Genomic DNA, 20,734 nt, shown 5'->3' on the forward strand with positions numbered 1-20,734 from the left:
CGGTATCATCGAGGGATATTAATTTCGGCATCTTCAAAAGAAAAATGTAGTATTTCATTATAAGTTATAGAATTTTTTTCAATTAAATCAATTGCTTTAAAATTAAATACAGTTTTGTTTTTGTCATAGATGACTGAGGGGAATAAGTTTAAAGTCGGGGTTTTTAATTTTGCTTTTTTATAATCAAACGTATTTGATAAGGGAAGAAATATTTGAACGACAACATTCCCAAAACCAATTATACAAGTCATTTCGGGTAAAAAGTGATTTTTATAATAGATTCTTTTTGCAGAATATAATTCAGCAAAAGGTTTTCGGAATTTCCCCGCTTTTATCACAGTGATAAATGCAGTGATAAATGCATCTGTTTCATTTGACTTGTCTAGAATCCAATCGAACACATTTTTATAGTCTTTGATTTTTTCACTAGGTAAAAGTGACAACGCAATTTTAACAAGAGATTTATAAACTAGAAAAGGTTTATGAGGGGGCTTTCTAAATGTTATTGTGAAAGTCTTGTTCTCTTTACTAATTTGATAATCATCGAGGTTCTGTAAGATAACATTTCGCTTGTTGTCATTCACTGTTATAATAGTTCTTGTATGTTCATTCCCATCTTCCGTTCTTGATTGAAAGGTTGGAATTTTTTTTTTCCCTTTTACCCCCATTATTGTTAAATAAGGTCTGAAAAATATAGATAAATGGGATTCAAATCCACTAAATTTATTATTACATTTATCACATTCGTCATAACTTATAATTTTATTTTCGCCCATAAGTTCAGGAATAAGATGAGCTTCAGTATTAAAAGTTGTATGTTGTTCATCTAAATTGCAAAATCTACAGCTCTTGGGATTATTAGAAATTGCTATAAATGTTTTTGTAGATTCTATTAGTTCATATTTTTGCCAAAAATCTAATGCATTTTTATTCATAATAAAAGTAGTAGTTAATTTAAAAAAATGTTTTCTTAATTCGTCATGATAGTAGATTCTATTTTTTTTTTTGCACAATAGATTTATAATCCGATTACTCCACTTTAATGTACGTTTACTAATTGAATCTTATCAAATAAATAAAATATTTTACATTTATCAAATGATTAAAACTATAATTGTAGACGATGAATACAACGCAAGAGAGTTTTTAGAAAAACTACTTACTCGTTATTTTCCAGATAAATTTTTAGTTCTTGATAAATGTGAAAGTGTTGATGATGCGATTCCATCTATCGAAAAATTCAATCCAGAATTAGTTTTTTTGGATATTCAAATGCCTAATAAAAATGGCTTTCAACTTTTTAAGGAATTAAGTAAAGTTAATTTTGAAGTTATTTTCACGACTGCTCACTCAGAGTTTGCTATAGATGCTATAAAATGTAGTGCTTTAGATTATCTACTGAAACCAATTAATTATATTGATTTGTTGGAGACAGTTAAAAAATATGATGAAAAGCAACATAAAGCATCTCAAGAAGAAAAGCTAAAGTTGCTACTAGAAAATATCGACACCGGAGGCTCTGAATTTAATAGGATAGCATTACCAACAGAAAATGGATTTGAGTTGCTTAAAACGAACGCAATACTGTATTGTGAAGCAGATAGTAATTATTGCAAAATTGTTTGTCTAAATGGCAGAAATATTACCTTATCTAAAACTTTAAAATACGTTGAAGAACTTCTTCCAAGTTCCATTTTTCAAAGAATCCATAAAACATATTTAGTAAATCTGAATTATGTTATTAGATTTAATAAAACCAATGAACTCCTTGTTGAACTTAGCAATGGAGAAAGTCTGCCTGTATCTGTTAGAAAAAAAGAAGAATTCATAAATGCTATCCTCCAGAAAAAATAATCTGTTATTTATACTTTTCTTTATTGTTGAGATTACTTTATCGCAACAATTTCCATCTAGAAACTTTTCTACCATAGATGGATTGCCAAATAATAGTGTTTATTCAATTTACAAGGATTCTAGAGGAATTCTTTGGATTGGAACTGCAAATGGATTGTCAGCAATTCAAAATGGAGGGGTAAAGAATTACTATGTTTCAGATGGATTAGCTCATAATAGCTGTTGGGCGATAACAGAAGACGAAAATCATGATATGTGGTTCGGGAGTCATGGTGGAGGTTTAACTTTTTTTGATGGTAAAAAGTTTAAAATATTAAATCATAAAAACGGTTTAATTCATGATAAAATCAGACGATTATTTATCCATAAAAATCTTCTTTATATAGGAACTGAGTTTGGAATTTCTGTCCTAGATATTAAAACTCATAAAATTATTTTAAGTAAAAGAGTAATTGGGCGTAGAAAGCTATTTCAGGTAATGGATTTTGTTGAAATTAATTCTAAAATCTATTTTGGAACTTTCAACGATGGATTCTGGAAAGTCGATTTAGAAGCTAATACGATACGCTTAGTAAACCATGACCATACAGGAATTTTTTCAATTCATAAAGCAAATGACAGCTTGTTTTTTTGTTACAGTGAAGAGAAAAATAGAGCGATTAATAAAATTAGTATTAAAGATTATTTTTCAGGTAAACAATCTAATACGTATTTCGGGAGTACTGTTTTCTGGAATTTTGCGACTGACAAACGAGGCATAACATATATTGCTGGGAATGCCATAAATATTTCTACAGGAGGCATTTTTAAAAATGAAGGAGATAAACTAATAAAAATGAATTCTTCTTTTGGAATCGAAAGTACCGAAGTCTGGAGTTTGTTTTACGATAAAAAAGTGGATATACTTTATGTAGGCACTATCGATAAAGGTTTTTTTAAAGTTGATTTAAAACAAAATATAAGATACTACTCCCCATCATTCTTAGGAAAACCTAAATTAAGTATAGTATCAATCCAAAATTATCAAAATCAAAAAATTCTTTTGCATAAGGATGGCTTACTTTTCTTAAAAGAAGGAAAAATAAGCAAAGAAATTTCAAAAGATGTGTTTTATGACTTTATGAGGTCTTCATTTTATAGAAATCCTGAGCTTAAGAAGTTTGAAAATAGCGTGTATTTTGATGAAAGCAGACTTAAAGATTTAGAATTGAGAAGTGTCCAAATAATCAATAATATTATTTGGGTTAATTCTACGACGGGTTTATTCGGGATAAACAATGAAGGAAAAATAAAGATTTATTATCCGTATTCGGTTAGTGCTTTTAATTTTATGAACTTGAATAAGATAATTTACCAGATTGCTTATGGTAAGTTTTATAAATCTGATAATTATAGAAATAATGAAGGTTTTAAAATATATGAATTGTCAGATGAAAATACTCCTCGAGATGCTTTTTCAATTTTAGCATTATATGATAAATACTATATAGCTTCATTATCTGGAGGTTTATATAGTTATAAAAATGATGCACCTTATTCCTATAGTTTTAACAAAATATGGAAAGAAAAAGAATTAGTTCAAGCGAGAGTTAATAACAAAAAACAACTTGTAGTTGCAAATTCATTCGGAGATGTTTTTATAATTGATGTTCATAAAGGGTTTAAAATAACTAAGAAAATTAGCCATTCCCAACTAATAGGCAATTCGATTTCTTTTGTGGAATGTTATAAAGACTGTTTATTTATAGGGACTGAAAAGGGGCTTAATATCTATAAAAATGGAACAATTCGTTTTATTGATGAAGAGCAGGGATTAAAAACTAAAGCATTTACTTCTTCAAATATAAATGGGTCAATCTTGACTATGGGAACGCAAGATGGATATTTCGAATTTGATTTTAAAAATTATTTATCGACAGAAACCAACGCCCCAAATATTAAAATCACAGGAGTTGAAACCAATTTTGAGTCAATCAATCAGAATCGTTTTAAATGGCTAAAATACGATTCAAACCAGATAATACTTCCATACAATCAGAATGTAATTTCAATTGCATTTGAACCTCAAAATATACAGTATCCTGACAAATTAGAATACCGTTATAAGTTAATTGGATTAGAGAATTCGAATTGGACTAAATGGACTAAAGATAAAAATATAAATCTTACATATTTGCCAAGTGGAAAGTATCAAATTAGGTTGCAAACAAAAGATTTGTTTGCAGGTAGGGTATCTTCAAATGATATTTTAACAATTTTAATAACTCCGCCTTTTTGGAAGACATGGTGGTTTTTATTAGGAAGCTTATTTTTTATATGTGTTTTTGGTTATTTGGTTTATCTAAAGCGTATCAGAATCATTAAGTCTGAGGAACGTGCAAAAGCTGAAATACAAAAACGTTTAGCTGAAACCAAAATGGAGGCATTACAAAGCCAAATGAACCCCCATTTTATTTTTAATGCTATGAATTCTATTCAGAATTATATCATAGATAATAATACGGACGATGCTCTAATGTATATGGGAGAATTTTCTAAAATAATTCGTCAGACACTTAATAACTCAGCTATTCAGCGAATCATATTAGATGAGGAGATTGAGTATTTACAATCTTATATTAAGTTAGAAAATATGAGGTTTAAAAATCAAGTTGCATTTGAGCTCATTATTGATGAGCAATTAGACTTATTTGAAATTGAAATTCCTCCAATGTTGATTCAGCCATTTATTGAAAACGCATTTGTTCATGCATTTGATTCTCATTCAATTTCGCCAAAATTGATGTTATCCTTTATGCAACAAGACAATTATCTCATCTGCGAAATCATGGATAATGGAAAAGGAATGCAATCAGTAAATTTAAATCTTCTCTATAAATCTAAAGGTATTGATTTAGCAAAAGAGCGTCTTGCTTTATTCCAAAAAGATAATTTAAATCCAGTAACTATTTCTTCAGTATTAAATGAAGGGACTAAAGTTAGTTTGAGATTGATAATTTCTTAAATTTTAACGACTAATCAGAAAAGAGATACGGTAACTAATTGTTCAAATTTTTGCACTTTTTTGAGAGTAATTTTGATTTATATTAATCTTAAAAACAATATAATGAATGATTTAAAATTACTTAGTAAGATTTTTGCATATACATTTTTTTTGACACTATTTAGTAGTTGTAGTAGCGATGTAGATGAAATAAATGATGCTATTAATGGAGTAGATAAAGATTCAAAAGTTTCAATGAAAATTGATAATTCGACTTATCAAGAGCATTTTGATTCAAATCCGCCAAATTATGACAAGAAAATCCATACATTTAATTGGTCTCAAGATAGTTATGGAGAAAAAGAGTATTCAGTAAGTGGTTATATAGATTCAGTAGAAGGAATTTCTTTAGCAGGAAGCGGATATGTTTCTATCAAATTAGGAAAAGATATAAAACAAGGTCAGGTTTTTAATATAAATTCTTCAGGTTTTGATTTTCAAATTAGTTTTAATGGTCTTTCAAACAGTGTTTATTTTTTGCAGGATACTACAATAGGACAATTAAAAGTAACTTATTTTGATGGAGTTACGATGAGTGCTGAGTTTAGTTTTGAAAAAATTGAACAAACTTATGATAATAACAAAAAGAAAGAAGTTAAAATAACTGGGAATTTCACAAAAATTGAGAAGTACAAGTCTTAAAAATATTTTTAAGATAATTAAAAAACTATTCAGAGATGTATAGTTTTTTGCTTTTATCCAACGTTTAATTGGTAAATCGGTACGATAACTAATTCATGAAGTATTTAAATTAATTACGGATTTATTTTCGCTAGAATTATTATTAGAAAATATATAATCAATTAAAGTAGAGAAATGGATAAAAAGGAATTATTCGAATCAATGATTAAAATATCTCTTGAATCTGAGCCTGTCTATAGATTCGATAATGGAGATGTAATTTTGAAATTGACTGCAATATACTCAAATTGCGATTTTGAGTTTGCGATTTTTCATGAAAATGAATGGTATAAGATAGTTGTTTCGGATATGAAAAAAGCAAAAATAAGTTTATATGAGAAAAACGATAATACTCCAAAAGCGATTTTATCCGCATTCGAAGAAGATATAATCGTACATCGAAATGAACCTATAGAATTAATTGACCTTGCGAGAAATTTCGTTCGTAAAACCGAATATATTGCCCTCAAAGGAAAGTTAAAAGGTAAATCTATTTTTGCAGAAGACACGGATTTTGGTAAACTAATTGGTATAATTGAAAAGAACAATAAAGTTGTTTCTGTGGCTATTGAAATAGGTACTGAAATATTTTTTTGCCCTTTTTATAATAGATATGATAACTCTGATTTGTTCTTCAGCGCTATACAAAGATATTACGATGCTTTCATTCGAAAAGAAAAGAATAAATATGAAGGAGTAACATCTAAAGGAGAAAAAATTAAATTTTAAATATTTATGAAAAGAATAGAATTAGAGCATTTAATAATATACATGCGTGTTAATTATCAAGGTAAAGCAAAAATAAATTCTGAGACAATTCTAGAAGAATTTAATGCTACTGAAAGAGATGTATTCACTGTTAGTGATGATGATATATTTAATGAAAACATTAATGATGTTAGGGAATTTATTATGAGTGATATTAGTATATATACTTTAATAGATTAGAATATGATGAAAAAGGGATAGCTTGATTAACGCTATCCCTTATTTTTTAAATTTACTAAAATCTCCACTTTGCGGTGTGAATTTAGCTTTGAAGTTGTCTCGTAATTTTACTTTTTTTAGGCAATCCATATCCATGTGTCCAAAATTCCAGAATCCTTTATTTTTTTCTTTTTGAAGTACAAATTCAAAATTTAGCGGTAGAATAATTGTTTCTTTACTTAACCTTTCATCTTTTGTATTGAAAGGAATAAAAATTTGTAAACGATGAAAGCCGTATGCAAATATAAATGAGTATTCAGGTACATCATTTTTAATATATTCGTCTTTTCTTTTCATCAGAATAGCAATAGGTTTTATTAAAGGAGGTCTCCCTTCATTGTGAATTAATAGCAATGGTATGAAGTTTTCAGCTTGACTTTCAGGATTTTTTAGCCAGTCAATTGTTTTAGAAAAGTTCTGCAAATCTTCTTTTGGTAACATTGAAACGCCAAACTTTGTTAATGACTTGTATACGTACAGCGGAATGAATGATTGTGTCACCGATTCAATATTAATGAAGCCATTTTCGTGTTTGATAAAATCTGAATTCCCTTCAATCCTCATCAGTGTTTTATTATCACCTTGAAATTGGTTTGTAAAACCATTTTTGGTATCCTTGAACTTTGGAAATTGCTTTTTGCCTTTTATAGGTATAAATGTATTATGTATACCACTGAATGCACTGAGATGAGTTTCATATAGACCAAACATATTATTACAGTCATCACATTCATTATAGCAGAATACGTCGTTGTTTCCTGTAAATTCAGGTATTAAATGTGCCCTAGACCTAAACTTCTTTTTATCAGTAGTATTACAGTACCGACAGATATGATATTCATCTTTAGAATAAGTATATTTTACAGACGAATTATGAATTTCATATACTTTATAAAATTGCTCAGGGTCAAGTTGATAGCCAATCTCCATAATTTACTTTTGGTTATAAACTTTTAAAGATACAAAAAAAAGCTACTCTCAATTAGAGTAGCTTTTATCTTATGACTTTAATTAAAAGGCTTATTGTGTTGATGGTTGAGTCAATTCAAAATTAAATATTTCACTTGGAGAAATATCTAATGCTCTAGCGATTTTGAAGACCGTACTGACAGTTGGATTTATCTTTACTGTCTCTATTCTAGCAATCTGTGATAAAGTTATTTCAGCCCTATAAGCAAGCTCTTCTTGCGATACTCCCTTTTCAGAACGTATCTCTTTTAGTCTTCTCGCTAACAACTTTAAACCTTCCTCATCGAAGATTAACTTTCTTGATTTATTATCATTCTTTTCCACATATCAAAAAGAACATATAAAAAACAAAATCATTATAGCACTTATGCTATAATTTATATCTTTGTAAAAATTTTAAATATCATATTAATTAAATTTTTTAATCAAGAAATCAATGAGAAAAACAATTACATTTTTAAATTTTGGAAACGTCAGTAGATTTTTATTTTTGGGAATAATTTCTTTATTCATAATAAGTTGTAATGATTTGCCAGCTGATTTACAGGCAAGAAAAAACGCTTGTATTAAGGAAAATGAACAATTAATCGCAAGAGAGGATACAATAAAGATGGACTGGGAATATGAGAAGATAATTGTAGACTATACAAAATTGAATCAGGATATCATAAGTTATACAGCTGATTGCAATAAAAGAGGAATACCAAAAAATAATGATGAATTAATAAATGGAATTAAATATAGAATTGCCACTTTTCAAAAGAAGTTAAAAGAAAAAGAGGAAACACCAAGTTATGGTTATAGTTCTTCATCAACCAGTTCAGGTAGTAAAACATGTTCGTGGTGTGGAAAATCGTTCAGTGGAACACATTACACGCATCTTGGAAAAATGTCAGAATGTTACAGTACTGATTCTTCAACTTCGATTGGAATATACTGTTCAATGAAATGTTGTAGTGAAGCAAGAAGAAGTTCATGTCCGACCTGTAGATAGCCAAAAAAAGCAACTCAAATTACGAGTTGCTTTTTTCTTAATTTAAATTTTCATTGAATACGGTATCTCATTATCTTATATATCTATGTTACTAAATTTCTTAAATTCACATCTGAACGAAATTTCAAATTTAAGAAATGAAAAATCGCAGAATTTACGACCGAAACTTTAAAGAGAAGGCTGTTCAATTAGGTTATGAAATCGGTCTTACAAAAGGAGCAAGAAAGCTTGGCATTAATCCTTCCTTTATGACTCGCTGGAGACAAGAGTTTCTTGAATTTGGAAAAACAAGTTTCTGTGGACGTGGTAATTGGAGATTAAATCAAGAACAAACAGAATTTTCTAAACTAAAAAGGAAACTAAAAAACGAGCTTAAAGAATCAGAACTTAAGCTTGAAATTTTTAAAAGTGCTAGTAAATACATTTCCGAATCAAACCTTACCATCTATGACTTTATAAAAAAACATTCAGACAAATACACAATTACAAAAATGTGTAAAGTTTTGGGTACAGATAAAACTACATTTGACAAATGGAAAAGTCACACAATTTCGCAAAGACAGCATAGGGTAAATTTGTTGCAAAAAGAGATAACTTCCATATTTTATGAATTCAGAGAGTTGTATGGAGGTGCAAAAATTACAGCAGAGTTGCAAAGTCGAGGGTTTAAAATAAAAACAGGTCAAGTGTGTATTCATATGAGAAAACTAGGTCTTGTTAGTAAGATTAGAAGAAATTACCGACTTAAGACAAATTCACTTAACAGCCCATATAAATTTCCAAATATTTTAAATCAGCAATTCACATTCGAAGAACCATGCAAGGCATGGATATCTGACATAGCCCGAATCCAAACATCCAACGGATTTTTATTTGTAACAATTATTATGGATTTATATGACAGAAAAGTTATTGGATGGAACCTTAGTAATGGATTAACTATAAATGAAACAACAATGCCAGCATGGGAAATGGCTGTCAATAAAAGAAAACCAGAGAACGGACTAATATTTCATTCTAATAGAGGCATTCAATATGCTAACAAAATCTTCAGCCATAAATTAGACTCCTATAAGTTTATTAGAAGAAGTATGAGTCGAATAGGACATCATTCTGACAATGCTGTATCAGAAAGTTTTTTCAAATCTTTTAAATCTGAATTGGTTAATTTAAATATGCTTTTTACCAGAAAACAAATGCAAGAAAAAATATCTGAATATTTTGAAAACCTTTGACGATAAACTTCAGCCTATGAAAACATACGAACGTACTTTCAAAGTGAATGCAGTTAAATTAAGTTATGAGCGAGGTAAGGGACAACTTGCATGTCTTGCAAGAGAGTTGGGAATATCTCCAGATAATTTGTACAAATGGCGAAAAGACTTTGAAAAATTTGGAACAAGAAGTTTTCCAGGCCCTGGTCACCCAAATTTAACTGCGGAACAAGCTGTAATTACAGACCTTGAAAGAAAAATTAAAGATTCAAAAATTTCTCTTCAAATTTTAAAAAGAGGAACTAAACACGTTTCACAAGGTAAAATAGCGACTAAAAATTTCATTGAAAACAATAAATCTGAATTTTCAATTGCAAAAATGTTAACTGTATTAGAAGTGTCGGAAACAACATATTATAGAACAAAAAAACAGGAACTTACAGATACAGAATCTCGAGTAATTTTATTGAAACAAGAAATCACATCTATATACTATGAATTTAAGCGAAGATATGGATGTTTCAAAATTACAAGAGAGCTTCAAAATAGAGGATTTAAAATAAAAAACTCTTCAGTAAAAAAGTACATGAGAATGTTGGGGTTACGTCGAAAAATTAAAAGAAAATTTAAGGTCACGACTGATTCATTTCATAACCACTACGTAGTTCCAAATGCTTTAAATAGACAATTTACAGTAAGTGAGCCTGCTAAAGTTTGGGTTTCGGATATAACCTATATTCAAACAATAAAAGGCTTTATGTATCTTACAATTGTTATGGATTTATTTGACAGGAAAATCATAGGATGGAATTTAAGTACAAAATTAAGCGTTAAAGCAACAACTTTACCTGCATGGGAAATGGCTGTTAAAAATAGAAAAATCGTAAAAGAATTAATTTTCCATTCCGATAGAGGAGTTCAATACGCTAACAAACTTTTTACTGATACATTAGATTCTAGTAAATTTGTTAGACGAAGTATGAGCCGTAGAGAAAATCATACCGACAATGCTGTTTGCGAAAGTTTTTTTACTTTTTTCAAAGCTGAAATGCTTGTTGGAAATAAACTGCTATCGAGGAAACAGATGAGAGAGGAAGTTTACGAATATATTGAAAATTGGTACAATAAAAAAAGAAGGCACTCATTTTTAGGCTATAAGACGATTGAAGAATTTGAAAAATCTTATATACGAGAGTATCTTTGAAATTCATAGATTAAATGTGATAATTGTTTGAATTATATGATTACTTTATTTGTCTAAACTTCATTACTTTTTTTACTTTGATAATAGTAGCGGAGGACGCTCCTGTAATCTCTGAAATTTCACGAATAGTAAGACCTTTTTGAAGTTTTTTGACAATAGTTTGGTGTCTCAGTAAAAGCTTTTCGTCAGTTTGGATGCTTCCTAATTTTCTACCAGTGAATTTGCCCAAAGCCTTACCAATTGCTACACCTTCGGCAGTTCTGGTTTTAATGCGGTTTCGTTCCATTTCTCCAATACTTCCCATCACTGAAATCACAAGTTTTGCCATTGGATTTTCCTGACCATTATCCAGAAGGGTTGAGAATCCTTCTTTTAAAGATTTAAGATTAATACCGTTTTGAGTAAATAGTTCAATAGTATTCAGAATATCTAATAAATTTCGACCAAGTCTATCGACTGAATCCACTACTACAGTACAGTAATTATTTTGACTTGTAATTTCATCAAACATTTTTATTGCCTCTGGACGTTGCATGAATGGAATATTTCCTTGAATTTTTTCAATGAAAACATATTTTGCATCATAGCCAATGTGATTTTTGAAATTTTCAATTTGGCGACTTGAATTTTGTTGAGCAGTTGAGATGCGAGAATAAAAGTAATACATAACTAAAAATTTATTGATTTTTGTTTCAAAATTAGACTCTCAATTATTTTGAATCATTTGACTCATTTGATAAGACTTTAGAGAAGTTTGCTCGTTTTAATTTATGGTTATAGTCTAAAACTAAAACAGGAATGAAATTTATTTGCCTTCAATCCAGTCGATAACTGGAACTAACATATCGCAATAAGCTCCTTCAAAAGTTTTAACAATTTCACGATTTCGATTGATGAATATTATCGTATAATCGTCAACCCAGCGAAGACAAATTTTAACCCATCCTTTGTGTTTTAATCCATTTACTTGAAAAGCTAATCCCCCTTCAAACTCTTCACTTTCACTGATTGCGGAAAAGTTTTTAGCTCCCCATGCCATTAAAGCGCTTCTATCTTCACACTTAATTTGTTCTAATATTGTTTGTGCAATTTGCATTGTTCTTGATGGTGTTTCCATGTCTTTATTAATTATGTTAGTCTAATGCTCCAAAACTTTTAATAAATTCTTCTTGTGTTTTTGGATTCCAAAAGCTTTCAAATTGGATTCCAGTTATTACGTTGGTTTTGAATAATTCTGCAAGATTTTTTGATGATTTAGCTGATATTGTTCCACATTCTGTCCAGACTTCATTTATCCTAAAATCATTTCCCTTTGCTTCTTCATTTAAAATTGCATTTCCAAAATCTTTTAAACTGTAATATGGTCTGTAGCCATTTTGAGTTACCAATTGAAGTGTTAGTCCTTTTAGGCTTTCTTTGATTTCTCTTAATTCTAATTTAAAGTCTGTTGCGGTCATAAATCAAGTTTTGCTTTATTATTACATTGCAAAGTAAAGTAATATTTTATTTAAAAGCAAATTTCACTTTATTTTTATCATGATAAAGTAAGCTATGCTTTATTTTTTGATTATCTTTGGATTTGAAAAAATACTGAAATGGAAATACTACGACTAAAAGAATTGATGAATTTAAAAGGAGTTTCAAGAGATGAGCTTGCGAGCAAGGTTGGTGTAAGCATGACAACAATCTCCAATATTTCATCAGAGAAAAATTTGCCAACAATAAATTTGTTGCTTCAGTTGGCAGAAGCACTTGATGTTGATGTAAGGGAGATGTTCGTTCCTACTAAAGGAACGTCTATCGCTCAAAGTGAGATTGAGGAAGCTAAAAGTTTTATTGAAAAAGGTTTGTTGATTTTAGAAGGAAATAAAACCGATAAGGTCTAAAAAGCTAGTTTAAGCTTAAAAAAATAGAAAAAATCACTTTACGGCATAAAGAGAACTCAACTAAACGTTCAATTATCCTAAAATAAAGGGGTTTTGGAGCTAAAATTGCCTCTTGATACGTGCTCTTTTATTTCGAAATTGTACAAAAAGATGCTCAAAAAATGCTGTTTAAGTACAGAAAATTGTCAAAAATTGTCAAAAATATTTTTTCGGCATGATGTGTATATAATTGCTATTTTTTCTATTGTGTATATAAAAAGAGAGGTAACTAACATAATCATTTGGTGATATGATTTCCACGGAGGGGGGGTACCCTCAGGGAAGGGTACTATGTAGATGGTGGTACTGTCAAGCAAGGAGTGATATAGAAAAGGATTGGTGAGTTTTTATATAGATATAATTACTTTGCTTGTTATCGTTTTAAATCTTTTTTTTGGTATATTCCTAAAAGATATAATATCCAATTTTTGTCTTAGGTTACTTATATTTTTTTTATGTTATTTCTTTAAAGAAATAAGGTTAATTCAATCTAAATGAATTATTTTATTCTTCTACTTTTTCTTATTTTTTTGTTATTTGTATTATTATTTTATTACTCTTCAGAAGGGATGCTGTATCAGTTTTAGGCAGTATAGCTATGTGTTACAGATAGTAGTACTATGCTAATTGAGAGGTAGGGCTGTGCTATTTTTAATCGGGTCGGGCAATATATGAGAAAATAAAATAACACCAAAATTTATTTTTATTGGCTATCCCTAAATTCCGAAGTATATTTGTTATAAGTCAGTAAAGTGCGTTATTTTGAGTGATTTAACGTTTGACTAATAAAGGAGTTTAATGCCTAAAAAGGACAACTGTCTGGTAGATTAAATTCGGGTTTTGAAAAAACTAGAAACTAATTAAATCTTCAATCTGAAATGGTTCTTAAGCCTTTCATGAAGAATTATTTAAAATCATACAATATTTTATTTCATAGTATTAATCAGTCTGATTGATGCAAATATTAATCCAAATAAATCCCCAACTTCAATTTGGGGTAATAATATTATAATGCAATGTTTAAAAATAAAAAAATAGAATCTGAAGGGTTAGATAATTTCCTCCGTTTATTTCCTAAACTAATGAAAAATAAAGACCTAACTCTTCTTCAGAAAGTAATCATAAGTGACGTGATATCTAGACAAATCCAAGGACAGCCATACTTTAAAACAAGTAGCGTTCTGGCGGAAGAGTTGGGAACTTATAAAAAGAAGACTATTCAAATGAATTTCCAATATTTGGAGAGTATAGGTTATCTGAATACTCAACCATATAATGATGGAAAACATACCAATGACTTACGTGAGGCTGAGGTTACACAAATTGAAAAATGGATATTTCCAGATGATTTTCTAGAAAAATCAAAGATTAGTATTATGCCGACGGTAAGGAAAATTAAAGGTGACAATTGTTCATGGAATAGAAAAAGAAGAAAAAGTAAATTAGTTTCTTCCGAAATAGAGAATCCAGAAATTGTTAAAGATGTATCAAAAATTATTTCTAGAGAAAAACATGAAGTTGATACTGACTATTTTGAAGAAAGAGAAGATGAAAGTCCAGTGGATGTTGAAAAAGACATCCAAGAAAGGTCTCAATCTTTTGAAGAATATCTTGTAGTTAAGTGGGATGATTTAGAAAGTAATACAGGAATAGGGGAATCGTTAATAGGTCAATTTAAAGAGAGTGGAGATTTTCCCTTTATAACGATTACAGTCGTTGATGGAGCAACAAAATTTGAAGATGAAGCGATTAAAGTGCCAGATTCAGGAAAGTATTATTTGAAATCTACATTGATGATTATAGATGAAACATTATTTCCAGAATAATTTTTGGAAATAAAAAAGTGCTTACTGGTTGTAAGTATTTCAATTGGGATTTTATCCCAAAAAACCAATCTTCCTCCCTAATAAAAATTGAGATGGGTGACTGAGAATAAAATTGTTAAGTATAACAGAGTGTAAAAAAAAATTAAATAAAAAAGGTGTTAGTTACACAGATGAAGAAGTAAAGTTAATCAGGGATGTGCTTTATAAATTTGCTGAGGTGTACTATAAAAATAAATTAGAAAAAAAATGAATAATATAAATGTAATAATATATTGTCGAGTAAGTACTGATGAGCAAGCTCAAAGAGGTTTTAGTCTTGATTACCAAGAAGAGTCATTAAGGAGATACTGCGATGCGAGAAACTATAACATTGTGAAAGTATACAGAGAAGACCACTCTGCAAAAAACTTTAACCGACCAGAATGGTCAAAATTAAAGACTTATGCAAAAGCCAATAAAAGAGAAATTCATAAAGTATTTTTTGCTAAGTGGGATAGGTTCTCTCGTAATGTTGAGCAGGCATTAACTGTTTTAAGAGAGTTTGACTCAATGGGAATTGAATTAAACGCATCTGAACAATATTTAGATACAAGTAATTCAGATAATAAAATGGTGCTGTCAATATATTTGACAGCAGGAGAAGTTGAACGGGATAAGATATCAAGTCGAACCATAGCAGGAACTTATCAATGTAAAAAAGATGGATATTTTACAGGAAAAGCTCCATATGGTTATAATAATTTCCGTAATGAACTTAAAAAGTCGACGTTAAAAGCTAATGAATATTCAATTTTTGTGAAAAGAGCATTTCATGAGGTAGCCATAAATATTGAGCCTGTAGAAGTTATCCGAAAAAGATTGAGAGCGGAAGGAATGAAGTTGGAAAAAAGCGCTTTTAGTGAAATGCTTAAAAACATTATTTATATTGGTAAAATAGCAGTTCCTGAATACAAGAAAGAACCTGCGATGGTGGTCGATGGGAAACATGAAGCTTTAATCGACATTGAAACCTTTAATAAAGTGCAGGATGTCTTTAAAAGAAAAAGATGGTATGGAACAAAGCCTTCTCATAAAAATTTAGAATTTCCAATGCGTGATTTCTTAATTTGTGAAGTTTGTGGAGGTCAAATTACTGGTAGCTTATCTACAGGTAGAACTAAAAAATATGCTTATTATCATTGTAGAAATAAATGTGAAACTAGGGTTCGTGCAGAGCATGCGCATTATAAAATTGAGAACATACTATCTGAATTAGCAATTAATGAAAGCGCAAAGGGTCTGTATTTCGATATTTTAAAAGATTCTGAGTCTCAAATTAACGGGGATAAGGAAAATCAGTTGAAGCTAAAAAAAGAGCTTCAAAGGACTTTAAAAACCAAAATAGAAGATGCAGAAGATATGTTGTTGGCAAAAGATATTGATAAAGATAGATTTAATAATATAGTCTCCCGAATTAATAAAGAACTAAACATTGTCAATAATGAAATTGAAATTCTGGGATTAAAAACGGATTCGATAAAGTCGGATATTGAATCAGGGCTTGAGTTGCTTATGAATTTACAAAAATTCTTTGCTACTAGTGATTACGAAGGGAAAAGAATCCTGGCAGGAGCTATATTTTCTGAAAAATTAATTTTTGGAAATGAAAATTGTCGAACCACTAAAGTGAATGAGGTAATTGAGATTCTGACTAGGAATATCAAGGCTTCGGAAGGTATTAAAAAACGAAAAGCCGTCAAAAATGACAGCTTTTCCGTTAATGTACCCGGAGCCGGAGTCGAACCGGCACGGTTTCCCACAGGTGTTTGAGACCAGCGCGTCTACCAATTCCGCCATCCGGGCGTAGCAGACGAAAAAATAACCAAAAGCGATTATTTTAACGCAATAGAATGAAGTCATAAATGGCGCCATTCCTTTAACACGGTGCAAATGTAAAAAATAATTTTAAACCAACTACTAAAAATACTTAAATTTTTACTTTCAGTGTTCAATAAATTTTATAAATTTGCAGCTCGTTAAAACGAAGCACACACAACTAACTACATCCGAGACATTTATACGCTTTCTGCTTTATTTAAATAATAAAGTTGAATTGTAGAAAAGTAGCGGAATAAAACAACAAATTACAATGTCGCACCTAGAACCAGAAGCTAAAATTTTTGCTTGTTCGCAAAGTGTTTATCTTGCAGAAAAAATTGCAAAAGATTACGGGATTCCGTTAGGAAAAGTAACGATGTCAACGTATAGTGACGGAGAATTTCAACCGTCTTACGAAGAATCAATCAGAGGTTTACGAGTATTTATCGTATGTTCAACTTTTCCAAGTGCAGATAATCTGATGGAATTGTTGTTAATGATTGATGCGGCAAAACGCGCATCAGCAAGACATATTACAGCTGTTATGCCTTATTTTGGTTGGGCAAGACAAGACAGAAAAGACAAACCAAGAGTTCCAATTGGAGCTAAATTAGTAGCAAATCTACTAACAGCTGCAGGAGCAACAAGAATCATGACAATGGATTTGCACGCAGATCAGATTCAAGGATTCTTTGAAAAACCGGTAGATCATTTATTTGCCTCTACCATCTTTTTACCGTACGTAGAAAGTTTAAATTTAGAAAATCTGACAATTGCATCTCCGGATATGGGAGGTTCAAAAAGAGCATACGCTTACTCTAAGTTTTTAGAATCAGATGTGGTAATCTGTTACAAACAAAGAAAAGCAGCCAACGTTATCGATACTATGGAGCTTATTGGTGAAGTAAAGGGACGTAACGTAATCTTAGTAGACGATATGATCGATACAGGAGGAACTTTAGCGAAAGCGGCAGACCTAATGATCGAAAAAGGAGCGCTAAGTGTAAGAGCAATTTGTACGCATGCTATTTTATCTGGCGGAGCGTATGAGAAAATTGAAAACTCAAAACTAACAGAATTAATCGTAACAGATTCAATTCCGTTAAAGAGAGAATCAAAGAAAATAAAAGTGGTAAGCTGCGCACCTCTATTTGCTGAGGTAATGCAAATGGTTCACCACAACAATTCCATCAGTGGAAAATTTATAATGTAGTCATTGCGAGGAACGAAGCAATCTCACTACACTAAAAATTAGAATATTTATTTAATAACTATATTTTTTTACAATGAAATCGATTACAATTAAAGGATCAGAAAGAGAAAGCGTGGGCAAAGTGTCAACTAAAGCCTTACGTAATGCTGGACAGGTACCTTGCGTTTTATACGGAGGAAACCAGGCAGTACACTTCTCTGCAGACGTTACTGCATTCAAAAACTTGGTTTACACTCCAAACGCTCACACAGTTGTGATCGAACTTGGAAAAGGAAAATCATTCAATGCAATTTTGCAAGATATCCAAGTTCACCCAGTAACTGACAAAATTTTACACATCGACTTCTTCCAATTATTTGATGATAAAGAAATCACAATGGAAGTTCCTGTGAAAATCGTTGGTACATCTAAAGGTGTTCTTGCGGGAGGTGTTTTACGTTTAAACCAACGTAAATTAAAAGTTAAAGCTTTACCAGCAAATCTTCCTGATTTTGTTGAAGCTGACATCACTCCACTTGAAATGGGTAACAAATTATACGTTACTAAAGTTGGAAAACCAGAGTACAAAATTATGCACCCAGACAACACTGTAGTTTGTCAAGTGAGAATCTCTCGTGCTGCTATGAAAGCTGCTCAAGAGGCTGCAAAAGCTGCAAAAGCTCCTGCAAAAGGAAAGAAAAAATAATTTTTTTCAAACTATACAAAAAGCCTCAATCTTTCGATTGGGGCTTTTTTTTAGCTTCTAAGTTTCTAAGATTCTAAGGTTTTTGCTATGTAACGCTTCGACTCCGCTCAGCTTGACAAATATTGAACATGTTAGGCTGAGCGGAGTCGGAGCCAACGCAAAGTATGTAATTTAGGTTGTCGACCTTCTATGTGGTCCTTCGACTTCGCTTTGGATGACAAGAAGGACAAGAAATCTTAGTGTCCTTTGCGTAAACCCTTGCGAACTTTGCGGTTAAACCACGGCCAGTAAGAAATTATTTAATTGCCGCATTTTCAAATTATCTAATTATCCAATTGCCGCATTCTCTAATTAATCTTACTTTTGCAATCATGATAAAATGGATAACAAAACTGTTTTCATCAACATCAAAAGAAGAGAACAAAGAAGACAATATGAAGAAATATTTAATCGTAGGATTAGGAAATATCGGAGCCGAATACGTAAACACCAGACACAATATCGGATTTAAAGTGCTTGATTTTTTCGCTAAAAAAGAAGGGCTTTCATTCGAAACCGTAAAATTGGGTGCATTGGCTGAATATAAATTTAAAGGAAGAACCTTTTTTCTTTTAAAGCCAAACACTTACATGAATCTTAGCGGTAAAGCAGTAAAATACTGGATGGATAAGGAGAATATTCCGTTAGAGAATATTCTGGTTATTACAGATGATTTGAACCTTTCATTTGGCACAATCCGCATCAAACCAAAAGGAAGCGATGGCGGCCACAACGGACTTAAAAACATCAATTTAGTTCTTAATACGCAAAACTATACCCGCTATAGATTTGGTATCAGTGACCAATTTAAAAAAGGACAGCAGGTAGATTATGTTTTAGGAGAATGGAATGCCGAAGAAGAAGCAAAATTGCCAGAGCGTTTAGAAACTTCTGCTGAAATTATAAAAACTTTCGGAACTGCTGGTTTAGAAAATACAATGACTACATTTAATGGAAAATAAAGATTTTCAGGTGTTTATATTCTAAAAATGTAAATTATCAGTGAATTTAATTTAATTATAACGAAATAGTATTTTCAATTCCAAAGTTAAATGTCTAAATTTGGAATAAATTATTATAAACCATAAAAATCATAATACCATGGCTTTTGAATTACCACAATTACCTTATGCATACGATGCATTAGAACCACATATTGATGCACGTACAATGGAAATCCATCATACAAAGCACCACAACGCATATACTACAAATCTTAACGCTGCTATTGCTGGAACAGATTTAGAAGGAAAAACTATCGAAAATATCTTAATCAACTTAGACAAATCTAACGCGGCAGTTCGTAACAATGGTGGAGGTTTTTACAATCACAATTTATTCTGGACTGTAATGTCTCCAAACGGAGGAGGATTGCCAACAGGTGATTTATTAGCTGCAATTGAGTCTTCTTTCGGATCATTCGAAGAATTTAAAGCAAAATTTGCTAAAGCTGGTGCTACGCAATTCGGTTCTGGATGGGCTTGGCTAACAGTTCAAAAAGGAGGAAAGTTAGAAGTTGTAGGTACTCCAAATCAAGATAATCCATTAATGCCAGAAGTTGCTGGTCACGGTGGAACTCCGATCTTAGGAATGGATGTTTGGGAGCACGCTTACTACTTAAACTATCAAAACAGAAGACCAGATTATATCGAAGCTTTCTTCAATGTAATTAACTGGACAGAAGTTGCAAGAAGATTTGCTTTAGAAAAATAAGAGAATAGAGTAAAGAATATAGAGAAAAGACGAGTGCCAAAGGTGCTCGTCTTTTTTTATCTATACATTTCGTATATAATCTTTACTCTATTTTCTTTCATCTATTCTCAAAAAAAGAGAAAATAAAAAAGGCGGAAAGAAGTTCCGCCTTTTTTGCCCCAAATCTACCATAAACTTAACCTACTAATGTTATGGTTCTGTAAAGGTATGGGAGATATTTTTTTGAAGGAAACATTTCAGATAAAAGGCATTAATATCCGATAAAACGCTTATAATGGCTGTTTGTTAAAGTTATGGGATATATTTCAATAAAAAAGGCGGAAAGAAGTTCCGCCTTTTTTGCCCCAAATCTACCATAAACTAACCTACTAATGTTATGGTCCAGTAAAGGTATGGCGGGAATTTTTATAAAGAAAAAAATTTAGATGAAATGCAATTATACTCGATAAAAAGACTTTATCTCACTGATTATCAATTCGTTAATTATTTAAAATAAAAAAGGCGGAAGTTACTCCACCTTTTTTGCCCCA

Annotated in this window: 21 protein-coding genes and 1 tRNA gene; 15 read left to right on the forward strand and 7 right to left on the reverse strand. The window is 30.7% G+C overall.

The window, feature by feature from the left end; all coding sequences use genetic code 11:
- Nucleotides 1-5: 5 nt before the first annotated feature.
- A complete protein-coding gene (locus tag FF52_RS12530) occupies nucleotides 6-935 on the reverse strand; it encodes an HNH endonuclease (protein WP_008465957.1) in 930 nt (309 codons plus the stop codon).
- A gap of 163 nt (nucleotides 936-1,098) precedes the next feature.
- Here FF52_RS12530 and FF52_RS12535 point away from each other — a divergent pair, with 163 nt between their 5' ends.
- From FF52_RS12535 to FF52_RS12555, 5 genes are all read left to right on the forward strand, one after another.
- Nucleotides 1,099-1,854, forward strand: coding sequence for a LytR/AlgR family response regulator transcription factor (locus FF52_RS12535; protein WP_008465958.1), 756 nt, complete (start codon nucleotides 1,099-1,101; stop codon nucleotides 1,852-1,854).
- 82 nt (nucleotides 1,855-1,936) lie between these two features.
- A complete protein-coding gene (locus FF52_RS12540; protein WP_192811811.1) occupies nucleotides 1,937-4,858 on the forward strand; it encodes a histidine kinase in 2,922 nt (973 codons plus the stop codon).
- 102 nt (nucleotides 4,859-4,960) lie between these two features.
- Complete coding sequence (locus tag FF52_RS12545; RefSeq protein ID WP_008465960.1) at nucleotides 4,961-5,539, forward strand: hypothetical protein; 579 nt, start codon at nucleotides 4,961-4,963, stop codon at nucleotides 5,537-5,539.
- A gap of 174 nt (nucleotides 5,540-5,713) precedes the next feature.
- The gene (locus FF52_RS12550; RefSeq protein WP_035691478.1) at nucleotides 5,714-6,307 is read left to right on the forward strand and encodes a hypothetical protein; all 594 of its coding nucleotides are present in this window, start codon (nucleotides 5,714-5,716) and stop codon (nucleotides 6,305-6,307) included.
- A gap of 6 nt (nucleotides 6,308-6,313) precedes the next feature.
- A complete protein-coding gene (locus FF52_RS12555; protein ID WP_008465963.1) occupies nucleotides 6,314-6,526 on the forward strand; it encodes a hypothetical protein in 213 nt (70 codons plus the stop codon).
- Between the two features lie 39 nt (nucleotides 6,527-6,565).
- On the opposite strand, the gene FF52_RS12560 is transcribed toward FF52_RS12555, so the two are convergent.
- Together FF52_RS12560 and FF52_RS12565 are read right to left on the reverse strand one after the other, a co-directional pair.
- On the reverse strand, nucleotides 6,566-7,495 hold the full coding sequence (locus tag FF52_RS12560) for a hypothetical protein (protein WP_008465965.1): 930 nt from the start codon (nucleotides 7,493-7,495) through the stop codon (nucleotides 6,566-6,568).
- A 90-nt stretch (nucleotides 7,496-7,585) separates the two neighbouring features.
- Nucleotides 7,586-7,858, reverse strand: a complete 273-nt coding sequence (locus FF52_RS12565) for a helix-turn-helix transcriptional regulator (protein WP_008465966.1) — start codon at nucleotides 7,856-7,858, stop codon at nucleotides 7,586-7,588.
- Nucleotides 7,859-7,970: 112 nt separating this feature from the next.
- On the opposite strand from FF52_RS12565, the gene FF52_RS12570 reads away from it, so the two are divergent.
- The 3 genes from FF52_RS12570 (at nucleotide 7,971) to FF52_RS12580 (ending at nucleotide 10,946) form a co-directional block, all read left to right on the forward strand.
- Entirely contained in the window at nucleotides 7,971-8,528 is a 558-nt protein-coding gene (locus FF52_RS12570) for a hypothetical protein (RefSeq protein WP_008465967.1), read from the forward strand.
- 137 nt (nucleotides 8,529-8,665) lie between these two features.
- Nucleotides 8,666-9,763, forward strand: a complete 1,098-nt coding sequence (locus FF52_RS12575) for an IS3 family transposase (protein WP_008465968.1) — start codon at nucleotides 8,666-8,668, stop codon at nucleotides 9,761-9,763.
- Between the two features lie 16 nt (nucleotides 9,764-9,779).
- Nucleotides 9,780-10,946: an IS3 family transposase gene (locus tag FF52_RS12580; protein ID WP_035691480.1), complete on the forward strand. Its 1,167-nt coding sequence runs from the start codon at nucleotides 9,780-9,782 to the stop codon at nucleotides 10,944-10,946.
- 40 nt (nucleotides 10,947-10,986) lie between these two features.
- On the opposite strand, the gene FF52_RS12585 is transcribed toward FF52_RS12580, so the two are convergent.
- The 3 genes from FF52_RS12585 to FF52_RS12595 all read right to left on the reverse strand — a co-directional run bounded on the left by FF52_RS12585 (nucleotide 10,987) and on the right by FF52_RS12595 (nucleotide 12,403).
- Entirely contained in the window at nucleotides 10,987-11,613 is a 627-nt protein-coding gene (locus FF52_RS12585; RefSeq protein ID WP_008465970.1) for a recombinase family protein, read from the reverse strand.
- A gap of 138 nt (nucleotides 11,614-11,751) precedes the next feature.
- On the reverse strand, nucleotides 11,752-12,063 hold the full coding sequence (locus FF52_RS12590) for a hypothetical protein (RefSeq protein WP_008465971.1): 312 nt from the start codon (nucleotides 12,061-12,063) through the stop codon (nucleotides 11,752-11,754).
- A 16-nt stretch (nucleotides 12,064-12,079) separates the two neighbouring features.
- The gene (locus FF52_RS12595; protein WP_008465972.1) at nucleotides 12,080-12,403 is read right to left on the reverse strand and encodes a hypothetical protein; all 324 of its coding nucleotides are present in this window, start codon (nucleotides 12,401-12,403) and stop codon (nucleotides 12,080-12,082) included.
- A 138-nt stretch (nucleotides 12,404-12,541) separates the two neighbouring features.
- Between FF52_RS12595 and FF52_RS12600 the strand changes: the two genes are divergently transcribed.
- From FF52_RS12600 to FF52_RS24035, 3 genes are all read left to right on the forward strand, one after another.
- Nucleotides 12,542-12,832 carry a helix-turn-helix domain-containing protein gene (locus FF52_RS12600; protein WP_035691483.1) on the forward strand — a complete coding sequence of 97 codons (291 nt, stop codon included), beginning with the start codon at nucleotides 12,542-12,544 and terminating at the stop codon, nucleotides 12,830-12,832.
- Between the two features lie 1,121 nt (nucleotides 12,833-13,953).
- On the forward strand, nucleotides 13,954-14,697 hold the full coding sequence (locus tag FF52_RS12605; protein ID WP_157498597.1) for a hypothetical protein: 744 nt from the start codon (nucleotides 13,954-13,956) through the stop codon (nucleotides 14,695-14,697).
- Nucleotides 14,698-14,943: 246 nt separating this feature from the next.
- Nucleotides 14,944-16,506: a recombinase family protein gene (locus FF52_RS24035; RefSeq protein WP_008465975.1), complete on the forward strand. Its 1,563-nt coding sequence runs from the start codon at nucleotides 14,944-14,946 to the stop codon at nucleotides 16,504-16,506.
- Here the strand turns inward: FF52_RS24035 and FF52_RS12610 are convergent.
- Nucleotides 16,460-16,539, reverse strand: a tRNA-Leu gene (locus tag FF52_RS12610). The genes FF52_RS24035 and FF52_RS12610 overlap by 47 nt on opposite strands.
- Nucleotides 16,540-16,825: 286 nt before the next feature.
- Here FF52_RS12610 and FF52_RS12615 point away from each other — a divergent pair.
- The 4 genes from FF52_RS12615 (at nucleotide 16,826) to FF52_RS12630 (ending at nucleotide 20,204) form a co-directional block, all read left to right on the forward strand.
- Entirely contained in the window at nucleotides 16,826-17,767 is a 942-nt protein-coding gene (locus tag FF52_RS12615; protein ID WP_008465976.1) for a ribose-phosphate pyrophosphokinase, read from the forward strand.
- 73 nt (nucleotides 17,768-17,840) lie between these two features.
- A complete protein-coding gene (locus FF52_RS12620) occupies nucleotides 17,841-18,452 on the forward strand; it encodes a 50S ribosomal protein L25/general stress protein Ctc (protein WP_008465977.1) in 612 nt (203 codons plus the stop codon).
- A 371-nt stretch (nucleotides 18,453-18,823) separates the two neighbouring features.
- Nucleotides 18,824-19,453, forward strand: a complete 630-nt coding sequence (pth, locus tag FF52_RS12625; protein ID WP_008465978.1) for an aminoacyl-tRNA hydrolase — start codon at nucleotides 18,824-18,826, stop codon at nucleotides 19,451-19,453.
- A gap of 139 nt (nucleotides 19,454-19,592) precedes the next feature.
- The gene (locus FF52_RS12630) at nucleotides 19,593-20,204 is read left to right on the forward strand and encodes a superoxide dismutase (protein ID WP_008465979.1); all 612 of its coding nucleotides are present in this window, start codon (nucleotides 19,593-19,595) and stop codon (nucleotides 20,202-20,204) included.
- Nucleotides 20,205-20,734 lie beyond the last annotated feature (530 nt).

This window comes from Flavobacterium sp. F52, from assembly GCF_000278705.1.
In the GTDB taxonomy this organism is placed as follows: Bacteria; Bacteroidota; Bacteroidia; order Flavobacteriales; family Flavobacteriaceae; genus Flavobacterium; species Flavobacterium anhuiense.